This is a genomic window from Candidatus Neptunochlamydia vexilliferae, from assembly GCF_015356785.1.
In the GTDB taxonomy this organism is placed as follows: domain Bacteria; phylum Chlamydiota; class Chlamydiia; order Chlamydiales; family Simkaniaceae; genus Neptunichlamydia; species Neptunichlamydia vexilliferae.
Genome location: NZ_JAAEJV010000018.1, coordinates 1 through 25,041, shown reverse-complemented (window position 1 = coordinate 25,041; position 25,041 = coordinate 1). Strand labels below are relative to the sequence as shown.

Annotated in this window: 4 protein-coding genes; all 4 read left to right on the top strand. The window is 42.2% G+C overall.

All coding sequences use genetic code 11. The features are described from left to right. The first annotated feature begins 58 nt into the window (after nucleotides 1-58). The 4 genes from NEPTK9_RS04515 (at nucleotide 59) to NEPTK9_RS04500 (ending at nucleotide 24,947) form a co-directional block, all read left to right on the top strand. Complete coding sequence (locus NEPTK9_RS04515; protein WP_194847642.1) at nucleotides 59-12,082, top strand: tetratricopeptide repeat protein; 12,024 nt, start codon at nucleotides 59-61, stop codon at nucleotides 12,080-12,082. A 49-nt stretch (nucleotides 12,083-12,131) separates the two neighbouring features. After that, a complete protein-coding gene (locus NEPTK9_RS04510) occupies nucleotides 12,132-17,636 on the top strand; it encodes a tetratricopeptide repeat protein (RefSeq protein WP_194847641.1) in 5,505 nt (1,834 codons plus the stop codon). A gap of 260 nt (nucleotides 17,637-17,896) precedes the next feature. Beyond that, nucleotides 17,897-21,229 carry a tetratricopeptide repeat protein gene (locus tag NEPTK9_RS04505; protein WP_194847640.1) on the top strand — a complete coding sequence of 1,111 codons (3,333 nt, stop codon included), beginning with the start codon at nucleotides 17,897-17,899 and terminating at the stop codon, nucleotides 21,227-21,229. A 121-nt stretch (nucleotides 21,230-21,350) separates the two neighbouring features. Continuing rightward, on the top strand, nucleotides 21,351-24,947 hold the full coding sequence (locus tag NEPTK9_RS04500; RefSeq protein WP_194847639.1) for a tetratricopeptide repeat protein: 3,597 nt from the start codon (nucleotides 21,351-21,353) through the stop codon (nucleotides 24,945-24,947). Nucleotides 24,948-25,041 lie beyond the last annotated feature (94 nt).

Sequence of the window (25,041 nt, the reverse complement as noted above, 5' to 3'; positions counted from 1 at the left end):
CAAAAAAACAAGAAGTTTTAAATAATTTGTTTAGATTTTTTTCACACGGGAGTCCATCATGAGCAGTAGTTACAATAACTCTTTAAAAAACTCCAACCAAGGGCTCCAGGAAAGGCTAATAAAGCTTGGTACTGGGCCTTCTCTCTTTGAAAGGACGGTTTCTCAGCTCAAACAAAGGGGGAAGGTTTCAGCTGAGATTGTTAAGGAACTGATTACTCCCGAGCTCCTCTGCCAGTTTAACCCTTCATATGAAAGGATCGCCGATATTGAGCTCACTTCCTCTCACCCCCTATTTGATAAAATCAATTCCATCCTTAAACGGTTGGAACTCCTCCCTAAAAAGGAGGTTGAGCCACTGACTTCTTTGTACCAAGATTTCATAAAAAAAACCTGCTCCTCATCAGATGCAGCACGCCTCCGCCACCTGATGGGCTCTGCCAAAATAGAGGGAAACCAGTTCTCTACCTCTATAACACAGGAGTTAGGGCAGCAAATCTCTTCAGTAACTCCCTACCACTACACAAACAAGAGTGATGACTATGGCACAAAAACAACAGCAACCCTTGGTGATTTAGATTTTGAACGGGGATTTTCTCGCTCTCTTCAAGTCGGAACTGAGTATGCCTTCGAACTTTTTATTTCTATTCTAAGTGGTAAACCTGTAAGCCCCAGAGAAATTATCAAGGTAAAAGACCTAGCCCTTTTTGAAACACCCCCCACTAAAGACAATGAAACATTCGTTAAAGATACATTCAAAGGGAAAAGAGATTCCTTTACCGTCCAGGCAAAAAACCATGAAAATATTACAAACCTTCAAGAGCTTTTAACAAAAAATGTAAACTTAAATGACATCTCCATAAAGAGCTTATCCGAGGTGATTATAGCTTCTTTAATAATGAATCCTACAAATCTCTCCTTCTCAACATTTTATATGAAAAAAAATAAGCAGGAAAAATGGGAGTTCTGCCGCTTTGGTAACCGGGGTATTCTTGCCCCCACATTTACAGAAAATGAGGAGAAAAAAGTTAACTTTAACCTCAGAAACTCTCTGCTTCTTGTTCCTCAACTGATGAAGCATCCCATTGGCTCTAAAATAGTGTACACCTTTAGAAAGGCCCACGTAGAAACGCTTACCCTTGAGTGGCTAAAAGGGTTAAAACAGTGGAACCTTTATATAGAAAACCTTCTAAAGATCGGAGTCGTAGATAAAAGTGATGTCGAAAAGCTCCAGCTTATCCTTCCCACTCACAAAAAGATGGTACATGGGCTATTTAAGCGGCTAAGTGCTGTCCGATCAATCCTTAAGAAAAAACAGAAAATAACCCTATGGGATCTCTTCACCGAAGTTTCCCCTTTAACCTCTGAAATCTACCAGGAGATTAGAAGAACTACCCAAGACCAGTTCCTTAGAGGTGAAAAACATCTCTTTCCGAACCTCGATGAGATCGTTTATGACCGTCCCCCACCCACTGTTTCTCAATTTACCTCTAAAACAACCCCTCAAAAATTGATTCAAGAAAAAAAGCATTCCACTCTGGAAAAAGCTATTGAAGAATGGCTTGCCCTTTTTAGCTTTAAGGGGTTTGACGGCAATAGGCAAGAAAAATTCCTAAAAGAAGTCTTTAAATGCTTCCCTAATCTTCAAACGCTTTCCCTTAAAAGGATCTTATTTGAGGATACAAAACTTGCCCCCTTATTAAACCCGATAAAGAATCTTCAAAGCCTAACCATTGGAGGTGGACAGCCTGTTCAGAAAGAAACAGTTCTAATGCTTGCCAAAAATTATCCTGGGCTCGAGCTAACCCTCGGAAAACATGGTCACTTTAGCTCTCAAGATCTCGATGCTCTTAAATCCATTAATGGCGGTAGCAGCAATAGCGCGCCATTCAGCCTACGCTTCATTTTGGATAAAGAAGCGGTCAAAATCGAGAAAGGAGAGCTAGAAAAGGGGTTGTATCAAGCCATTTTAAAAAATCGACTTACTCTTGCTGCCTCTTTTGCTAAAGCTGGAGCAAACCCCAATGCAAATATTCCTGGTAAAGGCCCCCTCATCCATTTGATAGCTAAACAGGCAAAGACAAGAGGACTCCGACTTCTTATCGATCAAGGTGCTGACTATGATAAGAAAAATGGAAACCAAGAAACCCCTCTCCACCTCGTTGCGAAGGAAGGAGCAGCTAAAAATGGGGAGCTCTTAATCACAAGAGGAGCGAAACTTAACCCTCGTTCTTTAGATGGCTCAACCCCTCTCCATTTAGCCGTCTTAAATGGAAACAAGGAAATGACCTCTCTTCTCTTAGCAAAAGGGGCAGATCCTAGCTTAACAAACTCAAAAGGGGAAAATATTCTTCACCACCTTGTGAAAGCGGGGGTACCTATTCCTCTTGAATTTTTTCAAAAAAGCTTAGAGCCTAAAAAATTCAAGGAGCTAGTTAATAGCAAAAATGGTGCAGGAGAAACTCCTTTCCATATAGCAATTACCAAAAACTTTGAAGTAAAACTCATTGACTCTCTGATTGATTTAGGAGCTGATCTAACCATTTCCGCAACAAAAAAAGTCCTCCCTCCCCAACTCGCCCTCCAAAGAGGAAATCTTCCACTAGCAAAAAGACTCGTCGAAAAAGGGGGAAATCAAACCTTTATTCCCCGTTTAGTCGAAGATCCAAAACTGTTTTCAGAGCTCATTTTATATTGCTGGGAAAGGGAAAAAGATGTTTCGATTGCCTTCTTAAACCAAACCCTTACCCTAACAAAAAAGACCCTGAATGAAGCAGTTGGATTGGCAACAAAAGAGGGGCTAACCACCTTTAATGATGTTTTAGAGTTTCTAGGTGGAAAGCGCAATATAGAGCTTTCAGGTCAAAACACCCTTCTACATAGAATTGCAAGTGAGGGGGGAGATCTTAAGGCAGTTGAAGCAGCACTTGCAAGCCACATCCCTTTAAATGGAGCCAACCAAATAGGTCTAACCCCTCTCCATATTGCAAGCAAAAAGGGACACAAAGAAACGGTCCGTGCCTTGATCAAAAAAGGAGCTGCAATCGACCTTAAGGATCGCCATGGACAAACACCCCTTCACCTTGCCACCCTAGCGGGTAAAAAAAACATTGTCGAATACTTGATTAAAGCTGGGGCCGATATTCAAGCTGTCACCCATAAAGGAGATAATATCCTCCACTTGGCAGTCGCTAAAAATCAGACGGATCTCTTAAAGTTTTTTGAATCTAAATACGACTCAGGAATTTCTGAACGAAAGTTTGCAGCTCTTGTCAGCCACCAGAATAATGAAGGAAAAACTCCCCTTCACCTCACCCCTTGGAAGGACTTTGACCCCCTTATATTCTCCGATTTTGTAAGTTATCTCTACGACCCCAACGCCCAAGATAAAGAGGGGAATACTCTCCTCCACGCCCTGATTATGGGGGGGTGGTCTTATATGGCTGGAGAAGAGCTTGTAAACTATGGAGCTTCCCTAACCATTAAAAATAATGGGGGAAAGAGCCCCATTGCACTCAACAGCAACTTCTCCGAGCTTTCCCCTCCACCTTTTAGAGGGGGAAGTGAAAAGCTCCATGCTGCCTGCTTAAAGGGTGATGAAGATGAAATTGAAAAGCTAATTGAAGAGAGGGCTGATCCCTTTAAAAAAGATAAACAGGGTAGAAATGTTTTCCACCTAGCTGCCCTATCGGGTAACGAATACGCACTTTCTTCAGTCATCGAATGGGCAAATCCTTCAAAAGTTACCATTTTCAAATGGCTTGATGAGAAAGATCATGAGGGAAATACCCCCCTCCACCTTGCCTTAAAGGGAAAATCAAATAAAGAATTGGCAAAAGAACTTTTAAGCTATGGCGCTAACCCTAACCTTCCAGGAGAAATGGGAAACTTTCCCCTCCATTTCGCTGCTTTAAGTGGAAAAAAAGATACCGCGGAGACCCTTCTAGAGTATGGATCCCAACTCTTGCCGATCAATGAAGCAAGAGAAACCCCGATTGATTCCGCCTTTAAAAAGGAGCACTATAAATTAGTGGTTTACCTCATGGCCATAAAAAAAGGAGGCCACAACTCAATTTTCACCTCCTCGATCAAAAACCTTTCTGAAGACAAAATTCAGGACCCCGGAGGTTTTTATTATCAAGAGTTTGAAAAGCTCTACTTAAAGGCTCAAGATAATGATTGGATCATAAATAAAGAGGAAAATGGGCGTAACCAGGTCCACTACCTAGAAAGGATGGGACGGTACCACCTAAAAAAAGGGGACTTTATCATTGCCGCTCACCTTTTGAACACCACTTATTGCTTAGCAAAAAAAGAAAAGCTTCCAGACCACTATCTCAATCATCTCTTCAACAGTCTAGAAAGGGTCGAAAGAATGTGGATCGAAAAGACTTTTAAGGGAAAAGCTCCTAAAAACTATAAAAACCATGTGGGAAAATACCGGAGCCGCCTAGGTGAGATTAGAAAAGAGGTGGATCAAACCCTGAAGAAAGGAAAAGATCCTAAAGAAGTCCAAGCAGCTATGACAGAAAACTATTCGAAGTTGATCTTCGATATCGTCAATCATGCTATTGGAGCCCTTCCTAAGCCTCCACCTACTAAATTTGCCCTCCTAGGTCTTGGCTCGATGAGCCGTAAGGAGGTCTCCCCTTATTCAGATGCAGAGTTTGCAATCTTGATCGAAAAAGATACCCCCCAAAACCGGAAATATTTTAAAGAGCTCAGCGATCTTATTACCCTAAAAATGATCAATCTAGGAGAAACAAAATACCCCATTGTCCGCCCTCGGAGGGTCAAAAAAGAAATCATTGGTGCTAAAAGCTTTATCTCTGGTGGCTTTTCAATGGATATTGGGGGACTATGTCCCCAGGGAAAAACTGGAATCTATGAACTCATTGGAAGTCCAAAAAACCTCAGTGAGTATCAATCTGAGGAGTGGCTTGAAAAAAACGATGCAGAGATCATTATGGTCAACTCCATGGCAACCGTTTCGCTGCTTGGAGGGGAAAAAACCTTAGTTGATGCCTACCGAAAAAACATCGACCAAATCCTCAACTCTCCGTCAAAAAATGGAAAAACTATCCGCCAAAAACGGGCCTTAGGCCTTCTTAGTGGCCATATTAATGACTTTAAGCCTCGCTTAGAAGGGGATCGTGTTGAAGGGCGCGCTTTTGATATTAAGCAAGACTTTTACCGCCCCATCCAAATGGTGATCGGAAGCCTAGCCCTTTATTATGGGCTCAAAACGCGGTGTACAACAGAGCGCATCCTTGAGTTAGAAAGAAAAAAGATCCTTTCTAAAGAAGCAGCGACTAAACTCATCGATGTCCTTCGGACAACCCTCTCACTGAGAATAAAAACCCACCTGTTCTACGAAGAAGAAAAAGAGATTATCTATCATTTTAAGGACCCCAACGATAAAGAAGCCAAGGGACTATACCCCATTGGAGATCATGAGCTCAAACACCTCAGTGACTCTTACCAGATTCTATTTCCCTTAAACCACGCAGCAAGGGCCTTTTTAACTGGGAAAGAGGATGCCTTTTCCACCCTTTCTCTAGATCAAGCAATAGACCCCAAAAATATGAGCATTGATCAAACCCTTGAAAAACAGACGCAAAGGGTTGCAATCAATCCCAATGACCCCAAGGCGCGAGCTGCTCTGCAAGGGATGCAACAATATCTAGGCGATTATGATAAAGCACTTCAAAACAACCTTGAAGCCCTAACCCTTTTAAAAAAGCAATATGGAGAGACAACAAATCATCCCGATATCGCTTTTGCCCTTCAAAGAATTGGACAATGTTACTTTCAGCTCAATGACACAGAAAAAGCTTCAGACCACCTCTTTAAAGCACTTGAGATGTTTAGACAGCTTATACAGCTATCCCTTTTTCCAAAAAGAATCCAAGAACTCACTTATGGGATGATTACTACAAATCAAAACATTGGGCGACTCTTTGAATCTGCTCAAAAAACCGAAGAAGCCTTAGGCTTTTATACCAGTTCTTTAGCTCTTCTCCGTCAACTTTTTCTAAATCAGCCCCATAGAGATATCGGCATCGCTCTTCTTTCTTGCGGTCGTTGCCACCTTAACGTAGGCCGCTCTTTAGAAGCCCTTATATGCAACCAAGAAGCCCTTAAAATTTTTGAAGCCTTACCCGAAGCCAAAACTACAATTGAGCTAGCTACTGCACTTCGCTCCATTGGAAGCTTCCATATCTCTCATGAAAGTATCGAACTTGGTGTCCCTTATCTAGAAAGAGCTCTTGGAATACTTGAAAAGATCTTCGGGAATCGACATCATCCCTCTTTTTTAGAGCTATATCATGATCTAGGGACTGCCTACTGCGCTTTAGGAGAGGAAAAAATGGGAATTCCTCTTCTTAAAGAGGCGCTTAAAATTAGTCAGAAGAAACCTCTTTCTCCTACCAACCTTACCATTTCTAAGTCATATGCACTTCTTGGCCAAGGCTACTCCTACCTAAGAAGGTATTCACAAGCCCATGACAACTACGAAAAAGGATTAGAGCTTCTAAGAAAAGCTCTAGAGCCCGAGTTAATGGGATTTTGGACCAATGCTCCAGAAGCGCGCCTTATCTATAGCCTAAGGGGTAAAACCTACTTGGATAGTGGAAAGCCTCAGCTTGCTTTAGAAGCGTTTCAAAAAGCAATTAATATCAACGACATGGGTAATCCGATAGTTTTAGCAAATGCAACTTCAATGATGGCTCTCGCTCACATCGAGCTCGGCGCTTATGGAACAGCCATCTCTCTATTTGAAGATATTCTTAAAAAACGTCAAATGGTTTGGGGCTCTAAACCAAACCTTGTGATCATTCAAAACCTCTACCAGCTGGGAACCCTTTATCAGGGGATATACAACTACCCAAAAGCACTAGTAACATTTCAAGAATGTTGCAAACTTATAAAATCTTACTATGGAAAAGAAAAAATCGCTCAACTTTTCCCATTTCTTAAAGCAATCGGAGAAACCCATGTCTCTTTAGGAAACAAGAAAGAAGCACTTGAATTCTTTAACCAAACCTTGCAAATCGATCAGACCTTTTATGGAGAAAAGCCCCATCAAGGAAGAGTCTTCCTCCAAGCGAGTATCGCCTTAGCTTATCAGGAATTTGGAGATGAGGTTCAAGCCTTAAAAGAAATCAAGAAGGGCTATCAAACCCTCCAAAAACTTCAGGGCCACCACCCCACCCCCTTCCTATCGAAAATCCTCGCCTACCTAGGTACCCTTGAAGTTAAAACTGGAAAGTGGAAGGAAGGCCTAAACCATTTAAACCAAGCGTTAAAAATTTCAAAGTCTTGCTATAAAGAGGAATCCCATCCTCATACCGCTACAGTTTTAGCCGCAATTGGAGAGGCCTATATCGATTTAAAACAGGGAAAAAAAGCTTTTTACTACTTAGAGCAAGCTTTAAAAATCCAAGAAAGTGTTTCAAAAACTCGCCCCGAAAACGGTGAAATTTTAATCCTGATGGGAGATGCTTTCTTTGAAATGGAGGATCTAAAACAGGCTGAAATCTATTATAACCAAGCCGTTGAGCGGTTCAATAGCTTTTCATCCTCTAACTGGGTATCAATAAATTTCCTGAATAACAACTCAAGCTCCGCTTGGAATGAACCTGACCTAGGAAGTGCAAAGGCTCTCAATAAACTTGGAAAGGTAAAAACCCATTTATCTAATCCAGAGTCGTTGATGAACCTTTTATTTGCTCTTACTAAGCTAAAAAAAACCTACCAAGACCGTCCAAGTCCAAAAACTATTGATATCCTTATTAACCTCGCCTGCTGCTATGACGCATGCATGAATATCGGTGCAGCTTTTCAACACTTTACCCAAACGCTCCAAATGATTCACCAAGTCTATGGAAATAACCCCCATCCCCAAAAAGGAGAGGCTCACAACCAAATCGGAATCTTTAAACAGCGACAAGGAAAGTTCGAAGAAGCAACCACTCATTTCAAGAATGCCTTGGAAACCTATAGAGCCTTTTATGGCAAAGCTGCCCACCCTGATATTGCATGTGCCCTTACAGCCCTGGGGACCCATTACCGCACGATAGGGGAAACAACAAAAGCTTTTCCCCTTTTTGAGGAGGCCTTTAAAATCCAAAAATCTTTCTTTGGACATGCCCCCCATAAAGATATTGCAGAAACCTTAAGTCTTTTAAGTGTAAGTATTCAAGAAAAAGGAGATAAAAAACAAGCCGCCATCTATATCGAGCAGGCGATTAAAATGAATAGGCAGCTCCATCCAAATAAACCCCACACTTCAACCGCAAAATACCTCAACACTCTAGGGCACTTATACAAACAGCAAAAAAAAGAAGAAGAGGCTCTAAATTGTTTTGCCCAAGCAGCTGAAATCGTAAAACTCACTTTTGGTGTGACCCCAAACCTCCTTTCTCCAGTGATTTTTCACTCTCTGGCTGTATCTTACCTAGACCTTTGCCAGTATGACAAAGCAATTCCCTACTTTTTTGAAGCCCTAACGATCATCCAACAGTTTTATGGATTCCAACCCCACTCCAGTATTGCTGCTTACCTGAGCTCTTTAGGTACAGCCTGTGGTGAAAGTGGGGACTTTCAAAAGGGAATCTTCTATGCTTCACAAGCACTCTCAATGTCGCTAAAATTACCTGAAAAACAACCCAGTGAACGGACAGCCTTCTACCATCGAATGCTGGGAATTGCATATAGAAATAGTGGCAATTACTCGATGGCATCCAAACATTTTGAAGAGGGACTTTCTCTAGCAAAAGTCCTTTATCCCTCTCCTACCCATAAGGAGCGGCGTTACTTTGCGGGCTCAATTGCCGTTAATGAAGTCCTTCAAAAAAACAAGAAAAAAGCAGTTCAAGCATTATCATCAGCGCTTGACCTGCTTCAAAATGTAGAGCAAGAAGATCCTCTACCAAAAGCAGAACTCACGCTCTTTCTTGAATCTCAAAGAATAAAAAAGATCGATGCTAGAGGAGCCGATGGAAAAAACCTCCTTGAAAAAGCAGCTGAAAAAGGGTCAAAAAACAATATCCTTTTTTTCCTTGCTATGGGGGGGGACATCTCTCAACTCAATCGAGCTGGAGATACCCTTCTCCATCTTGCTGCAAAACGAGGACTCTCCGCTGTATTTCATACGATCCTTACAAGAAGTCCTGCAAACTTTGTGAATAAAAAAAATCACTTGGGCCAAACTCCCCTCCACTTAGCCGCTCAAGAAGGGCATACATTGCTTGTGCGAGCATTATGTCAAAAAAAGGGGCAAACAGAACTGGTTGATCAAAATGGGGAAACCCCTCTTTCTCTTGCCCTGAAAAAGGGCCAGCTTTCTTCCTTTAGGTTTCTTGCTAATCAAGCCACTCCTCCAATACAGTATACCCTTTCAAACCCTAAGGATCTCCTACTTTCATTAAAAGAAGCCTCCCTTGCAGGGGATCTGACAGGAAAGCTTTTCTACCTTCAAAGCCTTTCCAATGACTATCTTGAAAAAGGAAACCATTTAAATGCTGCGCTTTATGCAAACCAAGCTTTTGCGCTTTCAAAAAGTCTGCCCATTAATCCCTCTTGTCTCAAACTTATCTCTACCCATCTAGAAAAGATAGAGGCAAATTTTTTCGATCAAGTCATCGGCAAAAAAAGAACTTCTCTTCCATTTACCGATAAAAAATTGAGCGAGCTTCGAGAGTCTAGTAAAAAAAGCGTTAAGAAAACTAAATCAACTCAATCGATCCAAAAAGACCTAGGAAAAGGGTTCAAGACCCTTTTGGCTTCTTATGCAGAAAAAGGGGTAAAAACTTTAGGGAAACCACCCACCTCCTTTGCCCTTGTCGGGCTAGGGGGACTTGCAGACCAGGGGGTTTACCCTTACTCAAGGCTTTCCTATGCCTTGCTATTAAAAAAATCGAACAAAACAACTAAAAAATACTTTCAAAATCTCTTGGTATTTATTGCTCTCAAAGTCATAAAACTTGGAGAAACGCCCACCCCTCACTCTTCAAACCCTTTAGGCTTTTCTCTCTCCTCTCCATGGATTGGAGTACCTAAAGAATTTCAAGACTCAGGACTCCCCTCAACAGTGATTTTTGGAGACCACTCCCTTGTCGGCAAAAAGAAAAAACACCAATCTCCTCCCCTTTCTCTTATGCAAAAACTCTTTGTATCCTACCCTTTAAAGGGAGAAACCCTCCCCCCTACCTTTAACCCCAGAAGCCTTCTCTGCGAACTTCCCCATGAACTGGTTCGAGGTCTTGCCCACTACCATGGATTAAAAAGCGACCACCCCCTCAACCTCTTAGGAAAATTAGCCAGTCAGAAAATGATCGACCAAGAAGGAGCGATCAAAATAAAAACAGCAATTGGCCAGATTATTGAAATGCAGCTGACCCCTTCATTAGCCAAAAAAGAAAAACTCGAGGAGCTATACCAAACCCTAGTCTCCCTACAAAAAGGGGTAACCTCTTTTCTAAATGAAAATGGAAAAAAACCTTTCCTCGTTTCAAGCGATAAAGTGACTAAAACCCCCTACAAAGAAACACCTACCACCGTAAAAGCACCTCCTAGCTCTCAAGAAGACACACCTAAGGACTTTGAATATAAAGGGGCAAAATATAAAGTCATGCCAACCAGTAATGAAAATGGAAAAAAACCTTTCCTCGTTTCAAGCGACAAAGTGACTAAAACCCCCTACAAAAAAACACCTACCACCGTAAAAGCACCTCCTAGCTTTCAAGAAGACACACCTAAGGACTTTGAATATAAAGGGGCAAAATATAAAGTCATGCCAACCAGTGGGGATGGTGCCTGTGCACTCCACGCCCTTTTAGGAGAGGAGATTGAAGGTGTCTACCGCTTCGACAGCCAGGCTTCATCAGCAGACGCAAAGACCCACTTTACAAAGCACCTAGAGGAAGCGGTTCGGGAGGCAGATGCCCCTATTTTAGACCTTTTCCACACCCTTATCAGTGGATACCTGAGTTCTTCTGACACCTCTGCTAAAACCCTATTTCATGAATCCCAAAATGGGCTAAAACTCAAAGCCGAATGGGAAAAAATTCAGATTCCTTGCAACCAAGCTGTTGATCAGTCTAAGAAAAAAGAGGCCGAGGTGTGGCTCGATCTTATCAAAAAAGAACCTCGCATCTTGATCCAAGTCATGAAACAAATCGAAAAAATCAAAGAGATTCAAAGCTCGTACTATGGAAAAAACAAAGAAACTATCTTAAAAATGATTGAAGAAAAGCCACTTCGACTCCTCAGTAAGGTCAATGAAGAACGGTCAACCTATATCGACTTCCTCAAGAATAGTCCTGTTCTAGAAAAAATCGAAACGCTCAGAAAAGAACAAGAATCAAAATTAAAAACTCTTAAAAAATCCCAAATCCAGTTCATCTCCTCACCTCACCTTCTCAAACACTACACTACCACAGTGAGTGTTCCCTCATTTTACCTAAACACCACAGAAATTAAACTGGCAGCTATCCTTTTCAAAAAAAAGGTTCTTATTGTCACTCCAACAAGTCATGGAATAGAACCGGTTGAACTAATCAATGATGACCTAAAAACCCCTTTGATTCCTATCTATTATCATCACTCCCACTTCTCAAGATGTATCTTACAGGATAATCCCCCTTCTAGCAGCTCTTCCTCTATAAGCAGTAGCTCTTCCTCTATAAGCAGTAGCTCTTCCTCTATAAGCAGTAGCTCTTCCTCTATAAGCAGTAGCTCTTCCTCTTTAAGCAGTAGCTCTTCCTCTATAAGCAGTAGCTCTTCCTCTTTAAGCAGTAGCTCTTCCTCTATAAGCAGTAGCTCTTCCTCTGTAAGCAGTAGCTCTTCTAACGAAAATAAAATGGTTACGTTTGACTCTCTTAGCCTTGAATGCAGAGAGATCAACAAAAAGATCTCCTACCAACCCTCTTTGAAAGAGCTGATGGAAGCCCAGAGTGATCTCAATGGAATCTATAAAAAGAGTGAAAAACTCAATCAGACAGATAAACACATAGTTTGGAATATTCTCAATGATATCAGAGCAAAAATTGATCGACTCATTTACCAAAGAACGATGTAAAAAAGGTAAAATAAGCTTATTTTTGAAACCACTAATATAGGAGCTAAAAATGGCTATATCTAATCAATCTAATCGGGGACGTTCATCCGATTATCTTCTTCATGAAGTCAATCTTGAAGAAGAAATCACTAACATTCCTCATAACAAATCCTCTTTCTTTCCCCTTATACAGAAGATTAAGGTCGTTGAAAATCCACCGCCTTTTTTTTCTCACATTACCTTCCCAGAAAAGCTTATCCTATCTGAAAAAAAGCCCTTAAAGACATTTGATGGAGAAAAGCTTACCCCTCAATCTCCTCTTTTCGCTAATCTTATCAAGTTCACCGACTATTTGACACAGTTTACCAAGCAAAACCCTCAATCTCCCGTAAAGACAACCCTTGAAAAAATCGCGGAGGTGTACCAAAACTATGTTAAGGAGGTATGTCAAGAAAAGGGAAAAAAGCGACGTGGTAAGCTCAAAGGGCCCGCCCGCCTTTTTGGATACTTGCATGGTCAGGTTACCTGCTTAGAGCTTGCCCAGAAAACAGGAAGGCAACTTAGTTCATTAAACCGCTATAATCAAACGGTAAAAATCAATACCTTTGGAGCAAGTGCTTTGCAAAAAACCGGCAAAGCCTTTATCAAAAGAGAGTATAAAAACCCCTTAAACCCTGGGTACGAATATGCGATCGATGCTTTTAATAAACTCATTTGTGGGCTAGGATCCTCCCCTTCTTTACTTCTGAAATTCAATAACCTTCTTATTCTAGACCCCTTTGATGAGAGGAGTTACAGCCATCCGTTGAGAAAAGAGTTTATCATGGAAGGAAAAGAACAACCCTCTTTTTTTACTAAAAATCCCGATAAGAAAAAAAACTACCCTTTTGCTGAAACAAGACTTAGCCACCCCACCCAAGTAAATCTCGCTGTTGAGGGGACCTCTTTTCACGATTTTCTAAACGAATCCCCTAACTTAAACGAATTAGACCCCTACCACTATAGCGCTACCGTCATCTTAGCCCTCATTACTAGACCCGACGATGGTCGCGCAGACAATTACATGATTACAAGTAAAAAAAGCGGGGGAAGAAACATTATAGGTATCGATAACGATGGAGCCTTGGTTTCTCCCATTAAAACCATCTCATCAAAGCAACACCTAGTATGGCTTAGAACCACCCTCTTTCTCCTTCCCAATATGAAAACCCCCGTTAGTCCCCAGTTTGCAAATGAATTCCTCAAAATCTCACCAGAAACCCTTCTAATCAACTGGCTAGGAGCCCTTAAAAAATACAATGACAAATACACCTCCATGTTAAAACAAGGGGTATTTTCTCCTCGGGACTCTAAGAAGCTCTCCCTTCCTATGCATCTTCCCCTTTCTGAGCTCGTTACCCTATATGAAGCGATTACAAAAGTCCAAAAAACCCTTCAAGACAACCCAAAAATCACCCATAAAAAACTCTTCCATACTCTTTATCCCCTTATTTCTGATGCCTACGACGTGATTCTAAAAAAAGCAAAAGAGGTCCCATTAAAGGCTCAAGAATTTCTTTTCTCACAGAAAAACCCTCCCTGCTTTGAGACGCTTCTACCTAAAGTCAAAATCCCTCCTCAGAACGAAGTGGAGATGGAACCGCTTGACAAGGTTCTCGAGTTCTTCCTAGATGGAGTAATGCCAAAACTTTCCGCTAAAAAGCAAGAACGTCTATTAAGAAAAATTTTTGAGGTTTTCCCCAAGAGCTCTTCTCTTTCCCTAAATGGGATTCAAGTTTCAGAAGCAAAACTCTCTAATACACTTATCCGTGCTGAAAGCCTCCAGACACTTACTATTGGTAAAAGTCAAACCCTCTCACACCACAGCCTGATCAAGCTAATGAATGAAAGGCCCAAGCTCCACCTCATTCTTAGACAGGGTTCCTTTCAAGCCTCTTCTCTGAAACCTTTAATTGAGTATGCCCAAAAACATGACAGGACTCTTTCTTACTCCCTTGGAGGAAAGTGCTTTCCCCTCACACCAAACCTGCCACACGCTCTGATCGAAAAAGCCCTTATAGAAGGGGACCTTTCTCTATCGGAGGTCTTGATCGCTTTTAAAGCATCGATTTCTCCAGCCATGACCCAAGAGCTTGCACAAAAAGGGCCCTCCCAAGCTCTCCACTTCTTAAAAACCCATAAGATCCCTTTAGATGCCCTCAACAGCCGAAAACAAAATCTCCTCCACCTTGCTGCCCAAGCAGGAAAAACCACCAACATCGAAGCTCTTCTTCAATTAGGGCTTCCACTAAATGGAAAAGACTTAGAGGGAAGAACCCCTCTTCATCTTGCAACAAACCAAAATCATTTAGACGGTGTAAAACTCCTCGTCAAAAAAGGAGCAAATCCCTCAGCCCTTACCTCCTCCAAAGAAAGTCCCCTTCATCTTGCAGCCTCCCATGGGCACCTAAGCCTTATTCAGTTTTTTCTCAAGACCGCTCCTCAATCCCTAAACCAAGGAGATAACGATGGGAAAACCCCTCTCCACCGCGCTATGTGGGGACCTCCCAAACCCCAAGTTGTCAAAACCTTTTTAGCCGCAGGTGCCGACCCCAATGCCAAAAATGCCTTTGACTACACCCCCCTTCATTGGGCAGCAAAGCATGGCCATTTCGAAAGTGCCCGCCTTCTTCTAGGCAAAAAAGGGAATCCCCAAATCCCCAACAAAAATGGAGACACCCCCATTGATATCGCTCTCAAATGGGGACAAGACGATGTTTTTCGCCTCTTTCTTAATCCCTCACATAAAAAAGAGCTAAGTACACTCCATTCCTCTTCCTCTTCATCTTCTTCCTCAAACCAAGATGTTGAAGGAATTTACTATAAAGAGTTTGAAAAAGCCTACGATAAAAAAGATGTAACAAACCAAATCCTCTACCTTGAAAAAATGGCAGCAACAGCTCTTGCAAAAGAAGACTTTATAAAGAGCGCCCACCTACTCAATGCTGCTCTTGCAATTGTTCCAGCCAATAATCGCCCCTATCAAAACTATCTTTTCACCAAGCTCGAAACCCTAGAAGGACTCTTTTTGCAAAGGACCTTTAAAGTAAAAACGCCCAGTAGCCACCGAAACTACATAGAAACATTCAGAGAAAAACTCTCGCAGATCCGAGGAGAAGTCCGTAAACAACTTAAGGAGAATATCCCCATTGATAAGGTTCAAAGCTTTCTAACCGACCGGTACCAGAAGCTCCTATGCGACCTTTTTGAAAGCTCAATCAAGCTTTTAGGAGCAAAGATTCCCATAAAGTTTACGCTCGTAGGTCTGGGATCGATGGCTCGTCAAGAGATGTGCCCTTATTCAGATGTTGAATTTGCGATCTTGGTTGAAAGAAATACACCCGAAATCACCCGCTATTTCAAAAACTTAAGTCGCTTTGTTGCGCTAAGAATCATCAACCTCGGTGAAACAAAGTGGGAAATTCTCCGGCCGAAACGGCTCCCTGATGGATCGATGCGAGAAGCCATTAGCCTCTCACCAGGAGGATTTAGCATGGATATCGGGGGGCTTTCTCCCCTAGGTAAAGAGGGAGTGTATGAGCTCATTGGAACACCCAAAGAACTCTCTACCTACCAAAGCCCTGAATGGCTAGAAAAGCATGATGGGGAGATGATTTTAGTCAATGCCATGACACAAACTTCCCTTGTTTGGGGTGACCCTAAGCTTCTAAAGTCTTACCAAACAAGGACCCAAAAGTGGTTAGACACAAAAGAGGGAAACTTATTTCAAAAGTTAAGGTCAAAAAGGTTAAGAGAAACACGGGCGCTTCAACTCCTTCAAGGGCATGTCCATGAGTTTAAACCGCAGCTTACCGATAGCCGGATTGATCTCCGCGCTTTCGATGTAAAAAAGGACTTTTACCGTCCAATCCAAATGGCTGTTGGGGGGCTTCTCCTGTATGCAGGAACAAATGGCTATGGAACCCTTAAAGGGATAAAAGAGCTTCAAAAGAGGCGTTGGCTCAGCGAAGAAGGGACCCGTCATCTCGAGAAACTCGCAAAGGCTGTTTTAACCTTAAGAGTCGAGTCTCATCTCTTTTATCAAAAAGAACAGGAAATCATCTATATTTCCAAAGGAAGAGAGGACAAAGAGAGTAAAGACCTTCTCCTGCTAGAAAATAGTTCCGCTAACCCAAAGAAGTTTTACCAAACCCTTATTCCCCTCCATAAAGCAATAAAAGCCTTTGTCGAAGGGAACCCTAAGGTACTCAAACTGTCCAAGCTCAACGATCCAAGTATTGGAGCTGGCCTTGTTAAAGGGGAAAGGAATTTTGCCTCTAGCTCTGCAGAAGCCTCCTCAACCCAAGCGGTTGCTCTCGATCCAGACAATATCGATGCCCTATCCAACCTACAAAGGGTCAAAATGACAAGAGACCAAGCACAAGAAGCCCTTAAAAGGAACCAGAGGCTTTTAACCCTTTTAAGAGAAAAGCATAACGATGCCCCCCACTTAGACCTCGCTAAGGTTGCCTATCACACAGGCCACTGCTACACAGAGCTCGATCAGCCTGAACAGGCTATTCGTTGGTTTAACCAAGCGATTGTCATCCTTTTCCAAGCTAAAGAGTTTGCCGCCCCTATTCTTCCCCATATCAAGCTCGGCTTGGCATTGGCCCATATGAAGCTGAGCAATTTTGAAGCGTCCTATAAGCACTTCATGGAAGGGCTAAAGATGAAAAAACAGCTCCTTGGCAATAAACCCCATGTTTCAATCGCTATCTCCCTCAACAGTCTCGGAATCATTTATAAAAACCAAGGAAAGCTTGATAAAGCTCAAGAATGTTATGAAAAAGCATTGGAAACCTACGAGGAGGCTCAAGGTAGCCAAGATTCTCTAGACTTTGCAACTATATTGAGTAACCTTGGGGATATCTACATTCTAACTAATAAAGGAGAAAAAGCGCTCCCCCTTCTCCATAGGTCGCTAAAAATCAAAGAAAAAGTTTTAGGAACCTCCCCCTCCCCTACACTGGTGAATGGATTAAACAATCTAGCAAGAGCTTACGGACTTTTAGGGAATTCCCAGCAGGCCGGTGAATATATGGAAAAGGGGCTGAAAATGTCAAAAATGCTTCCCGGAGAGTCTGCCAACTCTCAGACCTCTTTATCCCTCCACAATATGGGAGGCTTTTGGTTCGATAAAGGAGACTATAATCAAGCGCTCTCCTATTACCGCAAATCTTTAGAGATGAAAAGAGAGCTTTTTAAAGGACATCCCCATCTCGAGATGGCTCAAACCTTAAGCGAAATGGGTTTGACCTGCAGAAAGGCTGAAAAACTAGATGAAGCGCTCAAGTATGGCCTTGAAGCCGTAGACATCCACCGAAAATTAGTTTCAGGAGACCCCACCACCTCACACGGGATCAGCCTAGGAAATGTCGGTTTCACCTATAAAAAAATGGGAGAGATCGAGAAAGCAATCCCCTATATTGAAGAAGCGCTCCAAATCTTTACAAAGAACCTGGGAGAAAACCATGGACATACACTCCTTGCTAAAGAGCAGCTAGAAATCCTTAAGAAAGATCAAAAACCATAATTGAGGTAAACCCATGTCTTCTATTCATACACATACGCTCCCCAAGGGGGTCCGCCCAAGCTCAACCTCTTTACCTATGGGTAAAAGACCCAAAAGTCGCCCGAGCGCCAGCGACCGAGATAGAGAGTATTAATCGCATGAAAAAACTCCTTCATATGATTGCCCTGTGTTATGAAGTTTGATTATGCAAAAACCGTTTAAAATAAACTTATATTTAATCAATTATTTAACTATGTTTTTTTGAAAACTGTGAGGAAATTATGAGCTCTGGTTACTCATGTAGGTCTTTAGATGGAAAGATGGTCTCCTTTAACCTTCAAAACCAATCTGTCATCGGGCGCTATCAGACAGGCAAAGAGGTATATCCTGTCGATGCTAGCAGCTTAGAAGAGGTCTCCAAATATATTTCCAGAGGACATACCCCCACATTAAAGAACAGAAAATTTGTTTGGGTTCAACCTTCAAATAATAACGCATCGACCAGCCAATCAAGCACCAGTAGCTCTTCTAGCGCCGCTTCAACCTCGAGTCCTCACTCAAGCTTATCAATACAAGGAGCCACAAAGAGCCCAAAACCTTGGCCCATCCCTTTAACGCTGCCAAAAACGACTGAGGTCACCAGCTCAATAAAAGACGTCGATGGCTTCTACTACAGCGCATTTGAAAAGGGGTATGAGTCACAAAACCTCAAAGAGCAAGTCTTCTACCTTGAGAAAATGGCAGAGGTAGCTCTTGCAAAAGAAGACTTTATAAAGGGGGCCCACCTACTCAATGCTGCCCTTGCAATTGTTCCACCCAACAATACCTCCTATCAAAAACACCTCTTTAAAAAGCTGGAAACCCTAGAAGGACTCTTCTTAGAAAAGACATTTCAAGTAAAACCTCCTGCAAGTCATAAGGGATATATCTTTATTCAACGCCTTCAACTTAAAAAAATTAGAGATAAAGCAAGTAAGGACCTAGCAGCTGGTACACCGGTAGAAGTCATCCAAGCCTACCTTACAAAACACTACAAAAACATTTTATGTGAGCTTATTTTAGACTGCATGAAACTCATACGAAAAAAGGTCCCCACTAAATTTACCATCATGGGGCTAGGCTCAATGGCAAGGGATGAGATGTGTCCCTACTCTGACGTTGAGTTTGCTATCATCTTAGAGAAACAAAGTCCAGAAATTGCAACCTATTTTAGACAATTAAGTCGACTCATAGAACTTCGCATGACCAACTTTGGAGAAACAAAGTGGGACATCATCCGACCCAAAAGGGAGACAGATGGCTCCATGCGAGAAGCAAAAAGCTTGACCCCTGGAGGGTTTAGTATGGATATCGGAGGACTTTCTCCTTTAGGAAAACCAGGCGTCTATGAGCTTATTGGAACCCCTCAAGAACTTGCCTCCTACCAAAACCCCGCATGGCTCCAAAAACACGATGGAGAGATGATTCTCGTCAATGCGATGACCCGCGGCTCCTTTTTAGTAGGGTTCCCCAACCTTTTAACTACTTACCAAAAAGAGGTCACAAAATGGCTCGACAAAAGAGAGGGAAGTTTTTTTAGCCGAGGAAGCAAAGAGCGGGAAAAAAGAGCTCTTAACCTGCTAAAAGGACATGCAGAAGAATTTAAACCCTACCTTACCGATGATCGGATCGATATTCGGGCCTTTGATATCAAGCGGGACCTCTACCGCCCCCTACAAATGGCAATCGGAGGACTTCTTCTCTACCACGGAATAGAAAGCCAGGAAACCCTCCAAAGAACCCAAGCTCTTCTAGCAAAAAACCTCATTAGTTCTAAAGCCGCTCTAGCAACTCTTATCCTCCGCAACGGACCAGAACCCCAGGGGACCCTCCAAAGGGCCCAAATTCTTCTAGCAAAAAATCTCATTAGATCTGAAGGGGCAAAACATCTTTATAAAGCCACTCGAACAGCTTCCATCCTCAGTAATGGAATAGAAAGCCAACGGACCCTGCAAGGAATCCAAGCTCTTCTAGCAAAAAAACTCATCAGTTTTGAAGGGGCAGAACATCTTCTTAAAGCCGCTCGAACAGCTCTAACCCTCCGTATCCAAACCCACCTCTTTTATAAAAAAGAAAAAGAAATTTTCTACTTTTCTAAAGGAACAAAGGACTCGGACGCTAAAGGGCTCTACCTGATCGATAATCCCAATACCATTTTAGAAGTTTACCGTGTTCTCGTCCCCCTTAATAAAGCAATAAAATCCTTTATCCAAAACCCCCAAAACCCCTTTAACAACTTCTCCTTCTACGATAAAACCCTCGGAACCCTAGACCACTCTGCCAAAGAAAACCTCCAGTATGACAAAGCAGAAGATTCCTACACCCAAGCTGCTGCTCTTAACCCCAACGACACCACTGCCCTTCATCACCTAGCTCAAATGAAACAAACCTTAGGAAAAGTCAATGATGCCCTTGCCTATAAAAAAAATAATCTCCGCCTCCTTAAGGAAAAGTATGGAACCGCTCCCCATACCGATATTGCTATAGCACTAGGTGATCTAGGCTTCGCTTATAACGAATTAGGACAGGTACAAAAAGCGATAGATTACTACAGTCAGGCCTTGGCAATGGGTCGCAAGCTTTACGGTAATACGCCCCATCAAGCCATTAGTAACCGATTAAACAATCTAGGCACAGCTTACCTAGACTTAGGGAAGGCACAAAAAGCAATTGATTACTTCAATAAGAGCTTAGTGATCGAACAAAAACTACATGGCAGTAAGCCCCATCGAAGTACTGCCTTAACATTAGGGAACCTAGGCCACGCCTATGCAGATCTTGGAGAGTTGCAAAGAGCAATTGAATACTTTAATCAGGCCTTAGAAATGCTTTACAAACTATATGGCAATAAGCCCCATCCCCAAGTTGCCACCTGTTTAAAAAACCTAGGTGAGGTTCACCGAAACTTGGGAGAAATTCAAAGAGCGATCAACTGCTTCAACCAGGCTCTCTCAATCGACCTGAAGCTCTATGGCAATAAGCCCCACCCTAGTATTGTTATTGACCTAAGTAATTTAGGTAAAGCTTTCTATGCCTTAGGAAAGATGCAAAAAGCGATTGATAATTTTAATCAATCTTTGGCAATGAGTCGCAAATTATATGGCAATAAACCCCATGAAGGCATTGCTACTGCCTTAAACAATCTAGGGTTTAGCTACAATGCCCTGGGAGAGCGGCAAAAAGCGCTCGATTACTATAGTCAGTCCTTAGCAGTCGATCGCAAACTCTATAACAATAAGCCCCATTCCAGCATTGCCGTCTGTTTAAATAATATAGGTGGAGTTTACCATGCTTTGGGAGAGCTGGAAAAAGTGATCGAATACTATAACGAGTCCTTAATAATGGTTCGCAAGCTATATGGCAATAAATCACATCACCTCACTGCTACCCGCTTACTAAATCTAGGAGTTGCTTATTATGATTTTAAACAATATGACAAAGCCAAAAGCCATCTGGAACAGGCCTATACGATGCTTATGAAGGTCTACCGACCTAACCATCCTCATATTAAAGTAGCGCAGGAGTGGCTTGCAAAAACTGAAAAGCAACTTAGTTCATCAAACACTCAGAAATAAAAAGAGGACCCTATGAGCAGCATGAATCAGCTACGCAAAAACACTCAGAAAAAACTCTTTGCAATAAATTTATTTTTGAGCAATCATTCAACTGTGTTTTTTTGAAAACTGTGAGGAAATTATGAGCTCTGATTACTCATGTAGGTCTTTAGATGGAAAGATGATCTCCTTTAACCTCCAAAACCAATCTGTCATCGGGCGCTATCAGACAGGCAAAGAGGTATACCCTGTCGATGCTAGCAACCTAGAAGAGGTCTCCAAATATATCTCTAGAGGATATACCCCCACATTAAAGAACAGAAAAATTGTTTGGGTTCAACCTTCAAATAATAACGCATCGACCAGCCAATCAAGCGCCAGTAGCTCTTCTAGTGCCGCTTCAACCTCGAGTCATAACTCAAACTCATCAGTACATGAAGCCACAAAGAGCTCGAAGCCTTGGTCCATCCCTTTAACACTGCCAAAAACGACCGAGGTCACCAGCTCAATAAAAGACGTCGATGGGTTCTACTATAGCGCCTTTGAAAAGGGATATGAGTCACAAAACCTCAAAGAGCAAGTATTCTACCTCGAGAAAATGGCAGAGGTAGCTCTTGCAAAAGAAGATTTTATAAAGGGGGCTCACCTACTCAATGCTGCCCTTGCAATTGTTCCGCCCAACAATGCCTCCTATCAAAAACATCTCTTTAAAAAACTCGAAACCCTAGAAGGGCTCTTCTTACAAAAGACATTTCAAGTAAAACCTCCAGCAAGCCATAAGGGATACATCTTTATTCAACGCCTTCAACTGAAAAAAATTAGAGATAAAGCAAGTCAGGACCTAGCAGCTGGTACACCGGTAGAAGCCGTCCAAGCCTATCTTACAAAACACTACAAAAACATTTTATGCGAGCTTATTTTAGACTGCATGAAACTCATACGAAAAAAGGTCCCCACTAAATTTACCATCATGGGGCTAGGCTCAATGGCAAGAGATGAGATGTGCCCCTACTCTGACGTTGAGTTTGCTATCATCTTAGAGAAACAAAGCCCAGAAATTGCAACCTATTTTAGACAATTAAGTCGACTCATAGAACTTCGCATAACCAACTTTGGAGAGACAAAGTGGGACATCATACGACCCAAAAGGGAGGCAGATGGCTCCATGCGAGAAGCAAAAAGCTTGACCCCTGGAGGGTTTAGTATGGATATCGGAGGGCTTTCTCCTTTAGGAAAACCAGGCGTCTATGAGCTTATTGGAACCCCTCAAGAACTTGCCTCCTACCAAAACCCCACATGGCTCCAAAAGCATGATGGAGAGATGATTCTCGTCAATGCGATGACCCACGGCTCTTTTTTAGTAGGGTTCCCCAACCTTTTAACCGCTTACCAAAAAGAGGTCACAAAATGGCTCGAAAAAAGAGAGGGAAGTTTTTTTAGCCGAGGAAGCAAAGAGCGGGAAAAAAGAGCTCTTACCCTGCTAAAAGGACATGCAGAAGAATTCAAGCCCTATCTCACTGACGATCGGATCGATATTCGGGCCTTTGATATCAAGCGGGACCTCTACCGCCCCCTACAAATGGCAATCGGAGGAGTTCTCCTCTACCACGGAATAGAAAGCCAAGGAACCCTCCATGGAGTCCAAGCTCTTCTAGCAAAAAACCTCATTAGTTCTGAAGGGGCAAAGCATCTTTCTCAAGCCATTTGGACGGCTCTTACCCTCCGCATCCAAACTCACCTCTTTTACAAAAAAGAAAAAGAAATTTTCTACTTTTCTAAAGGAGCAAAGGATTCGGATGCTCAAGGGCTTTACCTTATCGATAACCCTAATGACATTCTAGAAGTTTACCGTGTTCTTGTCCCCCTTAATAAAGCGATGAAAACCTTTATCCAAAATCCCCAAACCACCTTCAAAAACCTCTTCTTCTACGATAAAACCCTCGGAACTCTAGACCACTTCGCCAGAGAAAACCTGCAGTATGACAAAGCAGAAACCTCCTATACCCAATCAGCTGCCCTTAATCCCAATGATGACCTTGCCCTCCATTATCTAGGACAAATGAAGCAAACCTTAGGAAAATTCAATGATGCTCTTGTCTACAAAAAAAATAACCTCCTTCTTCTTAAGGAAAAGCATAGGAACGCTCCCCACCCTCATATTTCTACAGCGTTGAATGAGTTAGGCTTAACTTACCAAGGCTTGGGAAAGCAGCAAAAAGCGATCGATCACTACAATCAGTCCTTGGCAATGGACAGAAAGCTCTACGGCAATAAGCCCCATCCTAAAACTGCCATCCTCTTAAACAATCTAGGCTTATCTTACGATAAATTAGGAGAGACGCAAAAAGCAATCGACCACTTTAATCAGGGTTTAGAAATTGACCGCAAGCTCTACGGTAATAAGCCCCATGCAAATACTGCCAGCTGCTTAAATAATCTAGGTGAAGCTTACCGAACCCTTGGAGAGCCAGAGAAAGCAATCGAGCATTATAATCAGGCCTTATTAATCAACCAGAAGCTCTACCAAAATAAACCCCACCCTAATATTGCTAAAAGCTTAAGCAATATAGGCCTAGCTTACTACGCCCTAGAAAGGCCACAAAAAGCAGCCAATTACTACAATCAAGCATTATTAATCGACCAGAAGCTATACAGTAATAAACTTCATCCAGATATTGCTACTGACTTAAACAACCTAGGTGGAGCTTACCAAGCCTTGAAAGAACCACATAAAGCCATCGACTACTATAATCAGGCCTTGGCAATTGACTACAAGCTATACAGCAGCAAACCACACCCAGATATTGCTACACGATTAAATAATTTAGGTGAAGCTCACCTAGCTCTGGGAAAGCCTGAGAAAGCAATCGACTACTATAATCAGGCCTTAGCTATTGACCAAAATCTATACGGCAATAAGCCCTATCCTGGAACTGCCATCCGCTTAGGAAATATAGGCTCAGTTTACTACACATTAGGAAAGATGCAGAAAGCGATTGATTACTTTAAACAAGCATTAGAGATCGAACTCAAACTCCATGGTAAAAAGCCCCATATAAGCATTGCTAGGACCCTAAATAATCTAGGCCTAACTTACTACGGCTTAAAAGATTTGCAAAAAGCAATCGACTACTATAACCAAGCACTCGCAATCGACTACAAGCTCTACAGCAATAAGCCTCATGCAGGCGTTGGTACCCGACTATGGAATTTAGGAGCAGCTTATTACGCCCTTAAACAATATGGCAAAGCCAAAAACCATTTAACACAAGCTCATAAGATATTTATGACGATCTATGGGCCTAGCCATTCAAACACTAAAGAAGTAAAAGAGTGGATTGCTGATGTTGAAGCAGAACTAGCAATTGACTCATTCAGCCGAGCACTATCAATGAACCGCAAAATCTATGGAAATAAGCCCCACCCAGATATTGCCACTGACTTAAGCAATCTGGGTACAGCTTACCTAACCTTGGGAAAAGCGGAAAAAGCAATCAACTACTTTAAGCAAGCATTGGAAATAGCCCTTAAATTCTACGGCAATAATCTCCACCCAAGTATTGCAATCCGCTTAACTAAGCTAGGGACTTCTTATTACGCTCTTGAGCAGTATAGCAAAGCTAATCACTACTTCATGCAGGCCCATACAATGTTTACGAAAATCTATGGCCCCAACCACCCCAATACTAGAGAAGTAAAGGAGTGGATTGCTGATATTAAAATAGAGCTCAGCTGGTAGTGTAACATTGATTCTGTAAATTCAGACCAACGAGGTTGCCCGGAAGCAAAAACTTCTGGAAAAAAAGTGGTCTGAGATCAGATTCTTCTTTTAA